This is a genomic window from Geomesophilobacter sediminis (assembly GCF_016458275.1).
Lineage (GTDB): Bacteria > Desulfobacterota > Desulfuromonadia > Geobacterales > Geobacteraceae > Geomesophilobacter > Geomesophilobacter sediminis.
This window is the reverse complement of the sequence record NZ_JAEMHM010000012.1, coordinates 99,688-114,679: the sequence shown is the minus strand read 5'-3', so window position 1 is coordinate 114,679 and position 14,992 is coordinate 99,688. Positions and strand designations below refer to the sequence as shown.

Genomic DNA, 14,992 nt, shown 5'->3' with positions numbered 1-14,992 from the left:
CGCCACAAAGCAGCAATCCTGAATCATTCTCGGGTCCTCAGCGCACTCTGCGGTGCGCCATGAGCAATATGCAAAGGAGGAGCTATGAAGGCGGTATGCTGGCACGGCAAGCACGATATCAGGGTCGACAAGGTCTCCGACCCCGAGATCGTCAACCCGCGGGACGTCATCGTAAAGGTCGCCTTGACCGGGATCTGCGGCTCGGACCTCCACCTCTACAACGGGAAGATTCCGACCATGAAGCCGGGCGACATCCTGGGCCACGAATTCGTCGGCGAGATCGTGGAACTCGGCTCGGCAGTGACCAACCTGCAGCGCGGAGACCGGGTGGTCGTCCCGTTCCCGATCTCTTGCGGCGACTGCTGGTACTGCAAACAGGGGCTGTGGTCGCTGTGCGACAACTCCAACCCCAACTCGTTCCTGCTGGAAAAGATGTACGGCGACACCGGCGCGGGGATCTACGGCTACTCCCACCTCTATGGCGGGTATTCCGGAGGGCAGGCGGAGTACGTCCGGGTCCCCTACGCCGACGTGGGGCTGGTAAAGATCCTGCCCGAGCTGTCCTACGAGCAGGTCCTCTTCCTGACCGACATCTTCCCGACCGGTTACCAGGCTGCCGAGAACTGCAGCATCAAGCCGGGTGACACCGTGGCGGTCTGGGGGTGCGGACCGGTTGGGTTGATGGCCATGAAGAGTGCTACGCAGCTTGGCGCAGCCAACGTGATCGGCATCGACCGTTTTCCGGACCGGCTGGAAAAGGCGCGCGCCAACTGCAATGCCGAGGTCATCAACTACGAGCAGGCCGATGTCGCGGAGACCTTGCACAACCTCACCGGCGGTCGGGGTCCCGACGCCTGCATCGATGCGGTGGGCATGGAAGCCCAAGGGACCGGGCTTGAGGCGGCCTACGACAACGTGAAGCAGACCCTGAGGCTGGAAAACGAGCGCCCGATCGCCTTGCGGCAACTGATCCGGGCCTGCCGCAAGGGTGGAACCATCTCCATCCCCGGCGTCTATTCCGGTTTCGTCGACAAGATGCCGATGGGGGCGGTCTTTGCCAAAGGGCTCACCATCAAGACCGGACAGACCCACGTCCACCGCTACGTGCGCCACCTGATGCAACTCATCCAGCTGGGCGAGATCGACACCACCTTCATCATCACGCACCGGATGGCACTGGAGGAGGCGCCGGGAGGTTATCGCCTGTTCAACGAGAAAAGAGACGGCTGCATCAAGATCGTTTTGAACCCGAAGCTGCAGGCGGGTGCCTCGGCTTAAGGGAAGCGGGAGCGGGGACGCTCCGAAAGGAGGAGACCATGGCACAGCAACTTTTCGAACTGCTGAAAAAAGACCACCGCCAAGCCGAAAAACTGATGACCCAGATCGACAGCGGGTCGGAGGAGGATCGCGAAGAGCTCTTCGTAACCCTGCAGGACGCGCTGGAAAAGCACATGGCAATGGAGGAGAAGCACTTCTACCCGCAGCTCAAGAAGATCAAGGAGATGAAGGACCTGGTCGAAGACGCCCTGGAGGAACACGAGAAGGCAAAGAACTTCCTTTCGCAGCTCGAGGAGATGGATGTCGATGATGACGAATGGATCTCCACCTTCCAGGAGATGCGGGAAGGGATACTGCACCACGTCCAGGACGAGGAAAAGAAGGTATTCCCACGCTGCAGCGACTTCATGAACCAGCAACAGCTCCAGGAGATTGCGGATAAGTGCCTGCAGATGAAGGAAGGGACCATTCCACAGGCCTCCAAGGGGGGCGGCGGTAAAGGGAAGAAGTAACCGAGGCTGAGGCGGGGAGAAAAACCACGTCGCGGCAGCAGTGGAAAGGCGCGGACTAGGTGAAACGGTCGGCGCCTTTTTGCGTCAGCGTGGTGTAAAATCCGGCCCCACCGAGGTGCGATGGAGCTTGCGCCACGACGGCCGTATCAAGCAAAGAGCGGTTCGTTGAACAAAAGCGCCCGATAGGCAAGCACGTACAGGGCGGCATTCCAGGACTGGCGCGCCATCCCCATCGGGACGCCGGTTTTGCCGTGAAACCATTCGTTGAATTCCCACTGGTTGACCTGGCACGCCTGGGCCAGTTTTACCAGTTCGCTCCAGGCGAGCCGCTCCTTGCCGAGCTTCGCGAGCAGCAGGATCCAGAACCCGCCGACAAAGGGCCAGATGCCCCCATTGTGATACTGCCACGGGAGGTTTTGGCGGTGCCGCTGCATGTACTGGCGCCACAGGGGGGAATTGGGCGCGATGGGTTCGCCGACGACGCGGATCGGATACGGTTCGTTCGCCTTCATGGCAACGAGCCGCTGGACTGCGGCCTCGGCGCAGGAGGGGGGCGCCACCCCGGTAAGATAGGCGAGGATGTTGCCGAAGATATCGAGTTCCTCGCCCCAGACGGAGAGGTTGACGAAACTCAGAAAAAAGGGGGTCGGTTTGCAGCGCTTGCGGACGAAATGGCGAAAAAGGCGGAGCCGCGGCTGGTCCGGGACGGTGTTGCCGAATGGGGCCAGGAGCAGGTTTGCAAAGGAGCGCGTTTGGGCGGCGGCGGGGAGCTCGTAGAGACGTTTGGTCCAGTACCAGAGCGCATTGGTGTAGAGGACGAAGCCGGACCGCGGCATGATATCGGCCCAATCGCTCGCTTCGTTTTGCTGCAGCAGATGCCAGACCTGGTGCTCCTGGCACTCGAGCCAGCGCAGGGCCTGGGCAATCCGTTCGGAAAGGAGCGGGGACAGGGGAGGCTCTCCCGACTTCTGATCGTACACCTTCAAGGCGATCAACCACCAGAGGGTGGCGTCGATACAGCCGGCATACCAGAAGTCCACCTCGGGGAGTTGGGGCTTTACCAGTTTCGGGATCTGTCCGTTGCGCGCCTGGTGGTTGGCCAGCGTGAGGAGCCCGTTTCTGGCATGCCGGAGCAGGTCGGAGCGACCGGTGGCCGCCATCCCGATGGCGCAGATGGAGGCATCGCGGCCGAAAATACTGGCATAACCACGCCTGACCGCGGCATCGTGCGGGGTCGCGGCGAGAATGCCTTCGGGGGTGGAGTTTTCCAGCAAAACTGTTTGCGCCTGTTGGTAACACTCGTCGACCAAATCCCTGTCAGTCATAGCCGCCTCTGTTGGATCTACCGAGCGAAAGAGAGTTGTTGGGCTGGAAGCGTTAATGATATATTAATGGTGACTCATTTGGCAACTTCTCTATCTTTTCTGCATCTAGAAAGGGAAGGGAAAGGAGGCAACCATGGAAGCTGAAGAGGGCAAAAGAGTGAGAATCAGCTTTATCTGCAAACTTGAGGACGGAACCATTTACGATATCGCCGACGCAGACACGCTGGAATTCGTGGTGGGGCAGGGGAATACGCTGCCCACATTGGAAATGGGGGTCCTGGGGATGAAGCCGGGCGATCATCGGGTAATCCGTGTCGCTGCCTCGGAGGCGGAGGAGTACCCCTTCGACGAGGACGAGGCGCCGACCGACAGCCATTTTTCCGCGGGAGCCCGGGGCCCGAGCTTCGGTTACGATTTCGGTCCGGAAGACGGAGGCGATGTTTACCTGACCATGCCGGCGGCACCCACCCGGCCGCTGCAGGTGCGGCGCAAGGTAGCCTCGGACCTGTACTTCGATGTCGAGATGATCTCCGTGGAGGAGGCCGAACTCGAATTGGGAGAGTAGGTGACTTGCCTGGTTCGCTAAGGAGAGCCGCAATGACCGGTAAAGTGAAAGCGGGTATCGCAGGGCTCGCCGCGGCAACTGCCTTAGTCGGGCTGGCCGTCTGGGAAATCCCCGGGACGGATTACATTAGGATAAATTGATAAAGAATGCCGGTGTGCTAGCCTTCTAGTAAAGCCAAGGGAGGAGCACCATATGAACAGAGACGAGATCCTAAGCCAACTCGAGAAGTTGATTCAGCTCGACGTCGATGCTACCCATGCCTATGAACAGGCCATCAAGAACGTCAAAGAACAGATGATCAAGGACAAGCTCATTCTGTTCCAGGCTGATCACCGGAGACACGTGGATACCCTCTCCGCGAAAGTCGTGGAGCTGGGTGGAAAACCGCCGGAGTTCACCTCGGACTTCAAAGGGTTCTTCATCACCGGTTTTACCGCGCTGCGGAGCCTGACCGGGACCAAAGGTGCCCTGGAAGCGATGGAAAGTAACGAAAAAGTGACCACCACGAAGTACGAGGACGCCATGAAGCTCCAGTGGCCGGCGGACATCATCACCATCATTCAAACCAACCTGGCCGATGAGCGTCGGCACCTCTCCTTCGTTCGGGAGGCTCTTTCCACGTTGAAAGCCTAGTCGGGAAAAGCAACGGAGCGGGTTCGGGCCGGGCAGGAGAGGAACCGAACCGCAGATACCGGCTGTATCGCAACCGTAACGGCTCTTGGTTCGCCAAGAGCCGCTTCGCGTTTCGGGGTGAAGCGGCGCGATGAGATGAAAACCGCAACAACCATGGTGCACGACAAAAAAGGCCCAAGCCATTTCGGCTTGGGCCTTTTTCTTCAGGACAACGCTGCGCCGTTATTTGTGCTGCTGATGTTGGGAGCTCCCGCGGGATTCGCGAGCCTGGGTCGATTGTTTTTTGCCGTGCTCCGGCTCTTTACCGTAGGCTTTCATTACATCGGCCATGCTCTCGAATTCGCGCTGTTCCATCTTCTGGATTTCGTCGATCACCGATTTTTCCGCCTTGTTTTGCTGGGCATGCTTGACCAGATCGTCTTTCTTGGCGGGAAAGTCGATGCCTTTGAGGAACCTGCTGACGTTAGCAGGAGAGTGACCAGTGCCTCTTCCGGCTGTAGTTGCCATGGTTGCTGCCTCCTTCTAGTTTCTCGAGTGATACTACGGTATTAATTCTATATTATTTGAAAAAATTTACAATAATCGCGAGGTTGCAGCGACGAGAACCATGACTGCCGCCCCGATTACAAACCAGGTGACGTAATCGCCGATGTACCCGCTGTGGATGCGTCTGAGCGTCCAGAGCACCGGGCGCAGCAGGCTTTTCAGTCTCCTGAGCAGGACATCCGGAAGAGGAAGGCCGAAAAGCGCGGCTGCGGCGAGAACGACGGCCAAACCAGCCGGAAGAACGCCTTTGATGAGATCGGCCCTTTTGGGAAGCGGGGCCGGAACCAGCAGGGCAAATTTCCCGTCCAGGACGAGGGCCTGGTAGCCGCGCTGGTCGCAGACCCGCGCCGCGGCCTGAAGGCTCTTTTCCGGCAGTGAGGGGAGCAGCCCGACGGCCAGGGCGAGAAGCACCAAGAGCAGCAGGGGGAGCAGCATCATGAGCGGGGTCCGGTGCTCCTTCCCGCTCGTTTCACGCGACTCGTGATCTCCCTTGGCCGGCGCGGGTGCGGAGAGGCAGTTTGGGGTGCCGATTCCGTAGAAGACGGTGAGACCGGAGCGCAACACGGCAGCCCCGGTCAAAGACGAAGCCACCAGGAAAATGGGGGCGATAAAATGCAGTCCGAGTTCGGCCGCCCGCGCCTCGATCATCGCCTTGCCGGCAAAGGTCCCGAACGGCGGAAGCCCGGCCAGGGCCAGCGCCTGCAGACAGAAAACCGCGCCGACCAATTTGAGTCGCGTCCCGGCGCCGCGCAGCGTTTCCTCGTCCACCGAGTGGAAGTGATAAAGGATGATTCCGGACGAGATGAAAAGCCCTCCCTTGATCAGGCCGTGTCCGGCGAGGTAGATGAGACAACCGCCCAGCGAAACCGGGTCGAAAAGGGCGATGGCGCTCAGCATCAGACCGCTGTGACTCACCGTGGAATAGGCAAGCAACCTTTTCAGGTGGCGTTGCAGAAAGGCCATTATCCCCCCGACCAGGGCGGTGGTGAGCCCGGCGGCGAGGAGGAGGGTCTGGGCGGTACCGCCTGGGATCGAGCCGCTGAAGATGGTCCAGTAGATCCGCGCCACCGCGTAGAGCCCAAGCTCGACCATGATCCCCGAGAAGAGGACCGAAGCCGGCGTCGGGGCAACGGCGTGGGCATCGGGAAGCCAGAAATGAAAAGGAACGACCGCAGCTTTCACCAGAAAGCCGATCGCCAACAACATGAAGGCACACGCCACGGCGGCATCGACTGGTCGCTCGGCAACCCGGGCCCCCACCCAGGCGAGGTTCAGCCCGCCGGTCCGCGAGTAGAGAATTCCGATGCCGAGCAGGACCATGAATGCGCCGATGCTGTTCATCACCGAGAAGTTCAGCCCCCCTTCCAAGGGGCCGGTGTCCTCGATGCGGTAGCCGGTCAGGGCGTAGGCGGCGACCCCCATCAGTTCGAAGAACACGAACATGTTGAAGAGATCGCCGGTCAGGCAGAACCCCCCCATGGAGGCGAGAAAGAGGAGCATCAGCGAGTGGTAGAAGGTGCCGATGGCCTTGAAGTAGTGCCAGGAAAACATGAGCCCGCACAGAGTGAGAACCGCGGCGAGCAGGGCCAAGGCGGCACCGGCGGGGTCGATGGCGAAAGCGATGCCGAGCGCAAACCCACCGACCGGGTGCCAATCGCCGAACCAGTAAACGAGGGTGGCGGAGGAGCAACGCAACAGCAGCTCGAGATCGCAGGCGATGACGGCAAGGGTGATGGCAACGGTGGCAAGGTCGAGCCGCCGATGGCGCTGGTGAAACTTCTCGAGCAGGGCAACCAGCGCGGCGCCGATCAACGGGAGTAACACGGGGAGGGGCGCGAAGGGATCCACGGTCAGCCTCGCATCGGAGGTGCGGAGCGCGGGTCGGAGGTGCCGTGTTTCTTGTGCGCCTGCAGGGCAAAGACCAGGATGAGCGCGGAGACGGTGGCGCCGACAACGATGTCGGTAAGCGCCAGGGACTGCACCACCGGATCGACCAGCGGTGCGCCGGGAGGGAGCTTGCCGAGGATCGGGGCGGTGCCGCCGGTGCGAAAGCCGATCGAAAGCAAAAAGACATAGGTCGAGGCCTGGGTGACGAAGAGGCAGCTGACCAGGTGAATGGTGTTCCGGGAGGTGGCGATGCCATAAAGGCCCACCAGAAACAGCCAAACCGTGACCAGGATCGGGAGCAGACTCATTGGTCGGACTCCCTTCTGATGACGATCACCTGCTTCAAAAACGCGGCAATCAAAAGCAGAAAGCCAGCCCCGACCTCCACCCCTACCGAGCAGTTGAACAGCGGCAGAAACCCGGCGGAAAAGAGCGAGCCGGTCTTTCCCAGCGGGAGTAAATTCAGCATGAAGGGGCGGTTCAGCACCAGGGGGAGCGTCGCCCCCAGCGCAAAGGTCGTGGCGCCGGTCACCTCGAGGTAATCAAGCAGGTGGTCGGGAGTGAACCGGGTCAGGTCCCGGTAGTCGCTGCTCAGGTAGACGAAGTAAAAGGCGGTGGCGAGCAGGACCCCTCCCTGGAACCCGCCGCCGGGGGTGAGGTGGCCATGAAGCACGAGGGAACAACCCAAAAGCAGGGCGGCGGGAAACATCAGCAGGCCGGCGGCAAGCACCGCGGAACTGGTGGCGGGGATGGCGCGGCCCAATTCGCAGTCGCGCGGTTTTTCCTGCCGCTCGCACTGCTGCTGCCGCAAAAGAAGGAGTACGCCAGCCACCGCGGTAAAGAGGATGAATTCTTCGCCGAGGGTATCGAAGCCGCGGTAGTCGAAAGTTACGGCGGCAACGCCCTGAGGGGTATGCCTTTGCGGGATGCAGCCGGAGAGAATGACATCGCCGTAGGGCCCCTGGTAATCGCCGAAGGAGGGGAGGTGTCGCAGGGCGGCAACCAAGGCCCCGGCGAGGATGGCGGCAAAGAAGAAAAAGAGCGTCCTTCGTGCCGAGTCGTTCATTGCGCCCCCTTGGCAGTCGTTTTGGTTACCGTAAGCAATACCATGAGCGGGTAGGCCACGGCGCCGACCACGATTTCAGAAAGGGCCACGTCGGGCGCTTGGAGGACCATGAACAGCACACTCAGGAGAAGCCCGAAAAGGCTGGCGGCCATGGACTGAGGGAGGGGATCCCGGGTGGCGACGACCCCGGTCGCTGCGGCGGCTACCAACACGAAAGCCAACACCTCCAGGGCCATTCTCATTCTTTTCCCCCCTTGCGCAGGTGATCGGCACGGGCTGCGGCATAGGTCAGCACGGGATTGCTGATCATGACCACCAGAAAAACCAGCAGCGCCTTGATTGACGAGGGATTAAGCCCCTCCTGCAGAAAGACCGCCAGGACGACGGCGGCGGTGGCCAGAACGATCGGGGCGAGGTAATGCAGCTTGTCGTGAAATCCCTCCATCACCAGGAGTCCCAGGGCACAGAGCAAGGCAAGCGCGGCCGCCATGACGAGGAGAAGGTCCGCCAGGAGCTCAGCGGCGGCCAAGCCGTTCACAGCCAGCGCTCCAGGAAACGGACGTACACCAGCCCCGAAGCAAAGGAGAGGACCGCCAGCACCAGGGCGACATCGAAATAGATGCTGCGCTGGTACCCTGCGGCGAAAAGCAGAAAAAGCAGCACGGTAAGCAACTGGGCCATCTGGAGCGCCACGAAGCGCTCCATGATTTTCCCGGTCGCGCAGAGCCATAGCGGGGAAGCCAGGGCAAGCATTACGAAAAAAGCGCAGACCAGCCAGGGGGTCATGGCAACTCCACGAATTTCCGGTCGATTTCGGAAAGCTCCTTGCCCACCAACTGCCGGACCAGCACCTTCCGGCTTTTCACGTCGTGGTAGACCAGGTAGCTGTTCGGGGTGATGCATACGCCAAAAGCCATGTAAGCCCGGCGCGAGCTGTCGTGCTCGTCCTCCGGGGCCGGATATACGGTCTGAAGAAAAATCCCGGTGGCGGCTCTGCCGGCCAATTTCCGGAACAAGGCCACCACCAAAAGCCAGGTCTCCTGGAGCATCGCCCAGGGGATCCGGAGGAGAAGGCGCATCCAGGAGGGCTTTGCCCAGAGGGTGTCGCGGAACTTTTTGCCCAGGAAGGCGACCGCGGCGGTGGTGAGTAAGGCGAAGACCGCACCGGCGCCCGCTTCGCTCCAGTTGAACTCTCCGGCGAAAAGGAGGTAGAGCGCGAGAAATGCGCACCAGTTCAGCAGTAGGTAACCGGTAGCCGCGAGGTTCATGACCACCCTCCACCGGTCACCGAAGCGCACTGAGCGGCGGGAAACGACGCCGTACCAGACATCCGGCCAAAAGGGTTACGCCGAAAGCGACCAGACCAAGCCCCACCGCCTTGCGCTCCGAAAACCAGAGTTCCCCGGAGCAGGAGCTGGCGCGGCGGTCGAAGCTGCCGTGCGCGCCGAAGGGGCCGGGAACCGAGTGCCACAGGTTGTCCGGCCGGTTCCGCTCCTCAGGCTCATCGGTCTGTTGTGAATCGTAACCGAAGCGCGCGAGGTACCGGTCCAAAAGGCCGGGGAAGAACTTGTTGGCCCAGATCGCCTTCACCGTAGGAAACCCCACGTAAAGCTCGCGGCGGCGGTGCTGGGCCGCCCACACAATGGCCTCGGCCGCTACTTCGGGCTGGAAGATCGGGGGCACCGGTTGCGGCTTGTTGGGAAGTCTCGACTTCACCCACGCGAACTGGGGGGTGTTGAGGGCGGGAAGCTGCACCATGGTGAGGTGCACCCCGGACCGGTCGTGCAAAAGCTCGCAGCGCAGCGAGTCGGTAAACCCGCGGATGCCGTGCTTGGCGCCGCAGTAGGCGGACTGGAGCGGGATGCTCCGATCGGCCAGGGCGGAGCCGACCTGGACCACGACACCCCGGTTGCGCGGGAGCATCCGTTTCAGAGCCACCTGAGTGCCGTAGACGGTTCCGAGATAGGTGACGTCGGTGACGCGGCGGTATTCTTCGTTGGTCATGTCCTTAAACGGGGAGAAGACCGAGACCATGGCGTTGTTGACCCAGACGTCGATCGGGCCGAGAAGGGCCTCCACGCGGTTGGCGGCCTCCTCGAGTTCCTCGTGGTCGGAGACGTCGACGACCTGGGCCAGGGCGGAGCCGCCGACCGCGTCGATTTCCTGGCAAAGGGACTCCATCCGCTCCAGGTTTCGGGAGATGAGGCCCACCTGGGCGCCCCGCCGGGCAAAAGCAAGTGCCGTGGCGCGCCCGACCCCGGCGGACGCTCCGGTAACGACGACGACCGTTCCCTTGGCTATTTCCATAAAAAACCTCATCCGGTTGTAGGAGCGACATTCCTGTCGCGATCCAACGCAACGGATAGCACAGCCTGCGGCGGTTCGTGCCAGCAATGGCGCTCCCACAGGGTATGGCTGTCCGAGCGTGTGGATCCCACAGGGTAGGTGGCGTCTCCCGGTGTTTTCCGTCTTCCTGTTTCATCGGCTTCTAGCGCTACTCCTCCCCCCGCTCCGCGACCGCGGCGCGGTGCACGTACACCATCTCGCCCCCCAACCATCCGGAGACGATCAAGAGCAGGATCGAGACCACCGAGAGCACGAGGTGGCCGGGGCGGGGCGCCGAGGCGAACCGCCAGCGCAGGTTGATCAGACAGAGCGCCACGATGGCGAGGTTGATGCTCATGTGCCAGATCCCGATCTTCTTCACCTTCCAGTCGTCCATGAAGTAGAGGTCGACCAGGCCGGGGAGGGCGGCAATCAGCGCGAAGATCACTCCGGCGCCCATGCTATAGAAGGCGAAGATCCCCCAAAGTCCGAAGCCGACGTAGCGGGCGACGAGGTCGCAGATAAAGGCAAAGACCCAGAGACCCAGCGGCAGCGGCATGATCATGGGGTGGATCGGGTGCTTGGCGATGCTTGCCTTGGCGATCACGGAGGACCTCCCTTGGCGGCGGCAAAAGCGAGCTGCAGCAGTTCGGCGCTGTGCAAGGCCTTGCGGTGGCAGCCGTCGCTGATCTGGGTGCGGCAGCTGAACCCGTCGGCGACGATGTAGGTCGCCGGGGGAGCCTGGCGCACCGCGGGGAGCAGCGCGGTTTCCGCGATCTTCATCGAGATCTCGTATTTGCCGGATTCAAACCCGAAAGAGCCCGCCATGCCGCAGCATCCCTTCTGCGGCTCGGACACGGAGAGCCCCATCGCGGTGAGGAGCGTCCGGGGCGCTTCGCCGTCCAGGACCGCCTTCTGATGACAATGGCTCTGCAGCAGGGCGGAGCCGGCCAGTTTGGGCGGAGGGAGCTTTTCCCGGAGGATGAACTCGCCGAGCAGGAAGGTGAGTTTCGTCACCCGCTCGCCGTCCTGGTGCTGCGGAAACAGGTTGGGAAGCTCGTCGCGGAACACCGCGGCCGTGCTCGGCTCCAGGATCACGACCGGGAGCCCCCGGCGCACGTACGGGCTGAGAATCCCGACCGCCTCCATCAGGCGCGCCTTGGCATAGTCGAGCATCCCGAAATCCATGGGGGGGCGCACCGCCGGGGGCGGTGTTTCGGGGACGGTAACCCGGTAGCCGAAGCGTTCCAGAACCTCCAGCGCGGCGTGAAGCACCTCCGGATAGAAGCTGTCGTTGAAGATATCGGGATAAAGCACCACGTCGGCAGTATCGGACCACTTGCCGCTGCGCCGGTACCAGTCGGTGAAGGTTTCCTGGGCAAAGACGGGAAGCTCCCGTTTCTGGGTGATCCCCCCCACCCCCCGCAGCAGATGTTTCAGGACCGGGGTCTGCGCGAAGAAATTGGCCAGCCCCGGCATCTTGGCGCCGACTCTCCCCCAGATGCCGATGAGCCCCATGGAATAGGCGGCAAAAGGGCGGATCCGGTGCCGGTAGTAATGAGAGAGGAACTCCGCCTTGTAGGTGGCCATGTCGACGTTGACCGGGCACTCCCCCTTGCACCCCTTGCAGGAGAGACAGAACTCGAGAGCCTGCAGCACCTCCTTGCTGTGCCAGCCGTCCTTGACGAAATCGCCCCGGAACATTTCGAAAAGAAGGTGCGCGCGCCCCCGGGTAGTATGCAGTTCCTCGCGGGTAGCCAGAAAACTCGGGCACATGAAGGCATCGTGGGTCCGGCGACAGGTTCCGACCCCGACGCAGCGCAACGTGGCCATCGAGAAGTTGCCGTGATCGTCGAGAAAGCGGAAGTGGGTGTCGGCCTGCCACGGGTTGTAATCGGGGCCGAAACGGAGGTTCTGCTCCGGCTGGTAGGGGTCGACCACCTTGCCGGGGTTCATCTTCCACTGCGGGTCCCAAAGGCTCTTGAACGTGCGGAACGCTTCGAGGAGATCCTCGCCATACATCTTGCCCAAAAAGATCGCCTTGGACTGCCCGTCACCATGCTCGGCGGAAAAAGAGCCGCCGTATTTGACCACGAGGTCGGTGGCACCCTCCAGGAAACTGCGGAAGTTCTCCAACCCCTGCTTGGTAAAAAGGTCGAAGGTGATGCGGCAGTGAATGCAGCCGTCGCCGAAGTGCCCATAGAGCGCTGCGATAAGCCCATGCTGGTCCAGAAGTTTCCTGAACTCCCTCAGGTAGTCCCCGACCCGCTCGGGGGAAACCGCGGCATCCTCCCAACCGGGCCAGCTCAAGGGAACACCGGGGACGTTGGCGGTGGCGCCCAGCCCCTGCTCACGCATCTCCCAGACGCGCTTTTCTTCCGCCGGATCGGTGAAGAGCTTCATGCTCGGCGGCGACTTGACCTTTTTCAAGGCGTCCATCGCCTTTTGGGCGTTTTGGTCCGACTCCTCCTTGGTATCGCCGCCGAACTCCGCAATCAACCACCCTTTCCCTTCCGGGAGCAGCTCGGTGTCCTCGGGGTGGAGTCCCTTTTTCCTGATGAACTTGACCAAAAGGTCGTCGACCCCTTCCAGCCCGACCGGCTTGAACTTCAGGATTTCCGGGACGTGGTCGCCAGCGGAGAAAACGTCCGGGTAGCCGAGGAGCAGGATGGAGCGTGCCGGGGGGCTGTGCACCAGCCGGACCTTTGCCTCCAGGATGGTGACGCAGGTTCCCTCGGTACCGACCAGGGCATGGGCGACGTTGAATCCCTTCTCGGGAAGAAGCTCGTTCAGGTTGTAGCCGGAAACGCGGCGCGGGATCTGCGGATAGCGCTTGCGGATGGCGTCCGCGTACCGGTCCCGGATTTCCCTGAGCCCGCGGTAGATTTCGCCGCGCCGGCCACCTTCCGAGATGATCCGCTCCAGTTCCGCCTCTGAGGTGGGACCGACCGTCATCCTGATGCCATCGTAGGTCACCACCTCGAGTTCGAGAATGTTGTCGACGGTCCGGCCGGCCATGACCGAATGGACGCCGCAGGAATTGTTGCCGATCATCCCGCCGAAGGTGTTGTGATTGTGGGTGGCGGGATCGGGACCGAAGGTGAGGTGGAAGTGCTCGGTCTGGTCCCTCAGGTGGTCGAGGATGGTTCCCGGCTCGACCCGGGCGTATCTCTGCTCGGGGTCTATCTCGAGGATCCGGTTCAGGTACTTGGAATGGTCGATGACGACCGCGACGTTACAGGTCTGGCCGCAAAGGCCGGTGCCGCCGCCGCGGGAAACGACAGGGGCGCCGTGGCGGTGACAGATCTCGAGCGTCTTCAGGACCGCCTCCCGGCTTTTGGGGATGACGACGCCGATCGGAATCTGCCGATAGTTGGAGGCGTCGGAGGCGTAGAGGGCGCGGCTGGCGGAATCAAAGCGTACCTCGGCGTCGGCCATGTATTTCAGTTCGGCCTCGAGGGCGCCGGGATTCAATTTGTCTCGGACGAATTCTTCCTGTTGCTCCGGCTGCGGCATGTATCCCTCCGATGGGTAAGCGAAGCCTCTTTAAGCCCGAGTACGGCGTTTTTGGTGCGGTGCGTTGTCCCTGTCCCGCCGGGTGAGGGAGCCCGGAGGGCCGGTGAGAGAAGACGCTGCTCGACACGCCCTCACCCCGCCCCTCTCCCAAAGGGCGCGGGAGCCGAAGGTTACACCTGATACCGGCGGGCCTCCTCCTCGCGGAATTCGAGTCCCATTCCCGGCCGGGTCCGGTCCGGAGCCAGCTCGCCGTGGACCGGCCCGATGACGCCATCAAAGAGCATCCGCTCGATCCGCACGTGGTCGTGAAAATATTCCAGGTGGCGCAGATTCGGCGCCGCGCAGCAGAGGTGCAGGTGCAGCGCCGGGGCGCAGTGCGCGGAAAAGGGGACCCGGTAAAGCTCCGCGAGGGTGGCGGCGCGCAAGAAACCGGTCACCCCGCAGCGCGTCGCGTCGGCCTGCAAGACGTCTACTGCTCCGTCAGCCAACAGGCGCTGGAAGTAATCGAGGGTGAAGCCGTATTCCCCGACGGCCACCTCCATCCCGGCGGGAATCCGGTCCCGGAGGAGCCTCAGCCCGGTGCGGTCCCGGTGATCGACCGGCTCCTCGAACCAGCGGACGTCCAGCTCGTCATAGTATTGCGCCAGGGCCAGGGCCTCCTTGCGCTGGTAGCCGCCGTTGGCGTCGACCATCAGCTCCGCCGAGACCCCGATCGCCTCGCGCGCCTGGGCCACCCGTTCCGGATCCGCGCCCGGATCACGGCCGACCTTCATCTTCACCCGCGGGATCCCCTGTTCCACCCAGCCTGCCAACTGCTTCTGCAACTGCTCGATGGTATAGGAGGTGAAGCCGCCGCTTCCGTACACCGGCACCGCCGGTCGTTCCGCGCCGAGGAGATCCACCAGGGGGAGCTCTAATAGTCTCGCTTTGAGGTCCCAAAGCGCGGCATCCAGTGCCGAGACCGCGAGCATGCCTACCCCCGGGAGACCGAGATTTCTCAGCGCCCCGGTCATGGCTTCCCAGCATTCGGGGAGATGCATCGGGTCCTTGCCGATTACCGCCCCGGCCAGCTTGTCCCGGACCAGCACGGCAGCAGCTTCATCGGCATAGCTGTACCCCAGCCCCCGGACCCCTTCGCAGGCGGCGTGCACGACGACCAGGGTAGTGGACTCCCAGCGGTAGGTACCGTCGGACTCCGGCTGCTCGGTCGGAATTCGGTAGGCCTTCGCCACGACCCGCTCTATCTTGGCTCCAGGCTTCATGGGCGAGCGCTCCTGTAGAACTCTCTCCCTTCAAGGGGGGCGGTTGGGAGGGGGATGGGGGGCGTACCCTGGTGAGG

17 protein-coding genes are annotated in these 14,992 nt (G+C 62.3%); 4 read left to right on the top strand and 13 right to left on the bottom strand.

Going from position 1 to position 14,992, the window contains the following annotated elements; genetic code table 11:
* The first annotated feature begins 84 nt into the window (after positions 1-84).
* Together JFN93_RS15485 and JFN93_RS15480 are read left to right on the top strand one after the other, a co-directional pair.
* Complete coding sequence (locus JFN93_RS15485) at positions 85-1,278, top strand: zinc-dependent alcohol dehydrogenase (protein WP_199385008.1); 1,194 nt, start codon at positions 85-87, stop codon at positions 1,276-1,278.
* Between the two features lie 38 nt (positions 1,279-1,316).
* Positions 1,317-1,790, top strand: a complete 474-nt coding sequence (locus JFN93_RS15480) for a hemerythrin domain-containing protein (protein WP_199385007.1) — start codon at positions 1,317-1,319, stop codon at positions 1,788-1,790.
* A 146-nt stretch (positions 1,791-1,936) separates the two neighbouring features.
* Here the strand turns inward: JFN93_RS15480 and JFN93_RS15475 are convergent, their stop codons facing one another.
* A complete protein-coding gene (locus JFN93_RS15475) occupies positions 1,937-3,115 on the bottom strand; it encodes an amylo-alpha-1,6-glucosidase (protein ID WP_199385006.1) in 1,179 nt (392 codons plus the stop codon).
* Positions 3,116-3,248: 133 nt separating this feature from the next.
* Between JFN93_RS15475 and JFN93_RS15470 the strand changes: the two genes are divergently transcribed.
* A complete protein-coding gene (locus tag JFN93_RS15470; RefSeq protein WP_199385005.1) occupies positions 3,249-3,680 on the top strand; it encodes an FKBP-type peptidyl-prolyl cis-trans isomerase in 432 nt (143 codons plus the stop codon).
* Between the two features lie 192 nt (positions 3,681-3,872).
* Entirely contained in the window at positions 3,873-4,313 is a 441-nt protein-coding gene (locus tag JFN93_RS15465; RefSeq protein WP_199385004.1) for a DUF2383 domain-containing protein, read from the top strand.
* A 222-nt stretch (positions 4,314-4,535) separates the two neighbouring features.
* On the opposite strand, the gene JFN93_RS15460 is transcribed toward JFN93_RS15465, so the two are convergent.
* The 12 genes from JFN93_RS15460 to JFN93_RS15405 form a co-directional block, all read right to left on the bottom strand.
* A complete protein-coding gene (locus JFN93_RS15460) occupies positions 4,536-4,820 on the bottom strand; it encodes a DUF2795 domain-containing protein (RefSeq protein ID WP_199385003.1) in 285 nt (94 codons plus the stop codon).
* 66 nt (positions 4,821-4,886) lie between these two features.
* On the bottom strand, positions 4,887-6,707 hold the full coding sequence (locus tag JFN93_RS15455; RefSeq protein WP_199385002.1) for a complex I subunit 5 family protein: 1,821 nt from the start codon (positions 6,705-6,707) through the stop codon (positions 4,887-4,889).
* A gap of 2 nt (positions 6,708-6,709) precedes the next feature.
* Positions 6,710-7,054: a sodium:proton antiporter gene (locus tag JFN93_RS15450; RefSeq protein WP_199385001.1), complete on the bottom strand. Its 345-nt coding sequence runs from the start codon at positions 7,052-7,054 to the stop codon at positions 6,710-6,712.
* Positions 7,051-7,812: an MnhB domain-containing protein gene (locus tag JFN93_RS15445; RefSeq protein WP_199385000.1), complete on the bottom strand. Its 762-nt coding sequence runs from the start codon at positions 7,810-7,812 to the stop codon at positions 7,051-7,053. The genes JFN93_RS15450 and JFN93_RS15445 overlap by 4 nt, the downstream gene beginning before the upstream one ends.
* The gene (locus tag JFN93_RS15440) at positions 7,809-8,054 is read right to left on the bottom strand and encodes a Na(+)/H(+) antiporter subunit B (protein ID WP_236021756.1); all 246 of its coding nucleotides are present in this window, start codon (positions 8,052-8,054) and stop codon (positions 7,809-7,811) included. Before JFN93_RS15440 ends, JFN93_RS15445 begins: the two co-directional genes overlap by 4 nt.
* Entirely contained in the window at positions 8,051-8,350 is a 300-nt protein-coding gene (locus JFN93_RS15435) for a monovalent cation/H(+) antiporter subunit G (protein WP_199384999.1), read from the bottom strand. Before JFN93_RS15435 ends, JFN93_RS15440 begins: the two co-directional genes overlap by 4 nt.
* The gene (locus tag JFN93_RS15430; RefSeq protein WP_199384998.1) at positions 8,347-8,598 is read right to left on the bottom strand and encodes a monovalent cation/H+ antiporter complex subunit F; all 252 of its coding nucleotides are present in this window, start codon (positions 8,596-8,598) and stop codon (positions 8,347-8,349) included. The genes JFN93_RS15435 and JFN93_RS15430 overlap by 4 nt, the downstream gene beginning before the upstream one ends.
* The gene (locus tag JFN93_RS15425) at positions 8,595-9,080 is read right to left on the bottom strand and encodes a hypothetical protein (protein ID WP_199384997.1); all 486 of its coding nucleotides are present in this window, start codon (positions 9,078-9,080) and stop codon (positions 8,595-8,597) included. The genes JFN93_RS15430 and JFN93_RS15425 overlap by 4 nt, the downstream gene beginning before the upstream one ends.
* Before the next feature lie 16 nt (positions 9,081-9,096).
* Positions 9,097-10,119 carry an SDR family oxidoreductase gene (locus JFN93_RS15420; RefSeq protein WP_199384996.1) on the bottom strand — a complete coding sequence of 341 codons (1,023 nt, stop codon included), beginning with the start codon at positions 10,117-10,119 and terminating at the stop codon, positions 9,097-9,099.
* Positions 10,120-10,306: 187 nt separating this feature from the next.
* The gene (locus JFN93_RS15415; RefSeq protein WP_199384995.1) at positions 10,307-10,744 is read right to left on the bottom strand and encodes a DUF2231 domain-containing protein; all 438 of its coding nucleotides are present in this window, start codon (positions 10,742-10,744) and stop codon (positions 10,307-10,309) included.
* Positions 10,741-13,653: an FAD-binding and (Fe-S)-binding domain-containing protein gene (locus tag JFN93_RS15410; RefSeq protein ID WP_199384994.1), complete on the bottom strand. Its 2,913-nt coding sequence runs from the start codon at positions 13,651-13,653 to the stop codon at positions 10,741-10,743. Before JFN93_RS15410 ends, JFN93_RS15415 begins: the two co-directional genes overlap by 4 nt.
* A 170-nt stretch (positions 13,654-13,823) precedes the next feature.
* Entirely contained in the window at positions 13,824-14,915 is a 1,092-nt protein-coding gene (locus JFN93_RS15405) for an enolase C-terminal domain-like protein (protein ID WP_199384993.1), read from the bottom strand.
* Between the last annotated feature and the right edge of the window lie 77 nt (positions 14,916-14,992).

Bases quoted from the DNA above. Each gene is read 5' to 3' on its own strand.
- JFN93_RS15480 (WP_199385007.1), top strand. From the start codon at position 1,317: ATGGCACAGCAACTTTTCGAACTGCTGAAAAAAGACCACCGCCAAGCC.
- JFN93_RS15410 (WP_199384994.1), bottom strand. From the start codon at position 13,653: ATGCCGCAGCCGGAGCAACAGGAAGAATTCGTCCGAGACAAATTGAAT.
- JFN93_RS15460 (WP_199385003.1), bottom strand. From the start codon at position 4,820: ATGGCAACTACAGCCGGAAGAGGCACTGGTCACTCTCCTGCTAACGTC.
- JFN93_RS15470 (WP_199385005.1), top strand. From the start codon at position 3,249: ATGGAAGCTGAAGAGGGCAAAAGAGTGAGAATCAGCTTTATCTGCAAA.
- JFN93_RS15405 (WP_199384993.1), bottom strand. From the start codon at position 14,915: ATGAAGCCTGGAGCCAAGATAGAGCGGGTCGTGGCGAAGGCCTACCGA.
- JFN93_RS15485 (WP_199385008.1), top strand. From the start codon at position 85: ATGAAGGCGGTATGCTGGCACGGCAAGCACGATATCAGGGTCGACAAG.
- JFN93_RS15445 (WP_199385000.1), bottom strand. From the start codon at position 7,812: ATGAACGACTCGGCACGAAGGACGCTCTTTTTCTTCTTTGCCGCCATC.
- JFN93_RS15440 (WP_236021756.1), bottom strand. From the start codon at position 8,054: ATGAGAATGGCCCTGGAGGTGTTGGCTTTCGTGTTGGTAGCCGCCGCA.
- JFN93_RS15425 (WP_199384997.1), bottom strand. From the start codon at position 9,080: ATGAACCTCGCGGCTACCGGTTACCTACTGCTGAACTGGTGCGCATTT.
- JFN93_RS15475 (WP_199385006.1), bottom strand. From the start codon at position 3,115: ATGACTGACAGGGATTTGGTCGACGAGTGTTACCAACAGGCGCAAACA.
- JFN93_RS15465 (WP_199385004.1), top strand. From the start codon at position 3,873: ATGAACAGAGACGAGATCCTAAGCCAACTCGAGAAGTTGATTCAGCTC.
- JFN93_RS15420 (WP_199384996.1), bottom strand. From the start codon at position 10,119: ATGGAAATAGCCAAGGGAACGGTCGTCGTCGTTACCGGAGCGTCCGCC.
- JFN93_RS15450 (WP_199385001.1), bottom strand. From the start codon at position 7,054: ATGAGTCTGCTCCCGATCCTGGTCACGGTTTGGCTGTTTCTGGTGGGC.
- JFN93_RS15430 (WP_199384998.1), bottom strand. From the start codon at position 8,598: ATGACCCCCTGGCTGGTCTGCGCTTTTTTCGTAATGCTTGCCCTGGCT.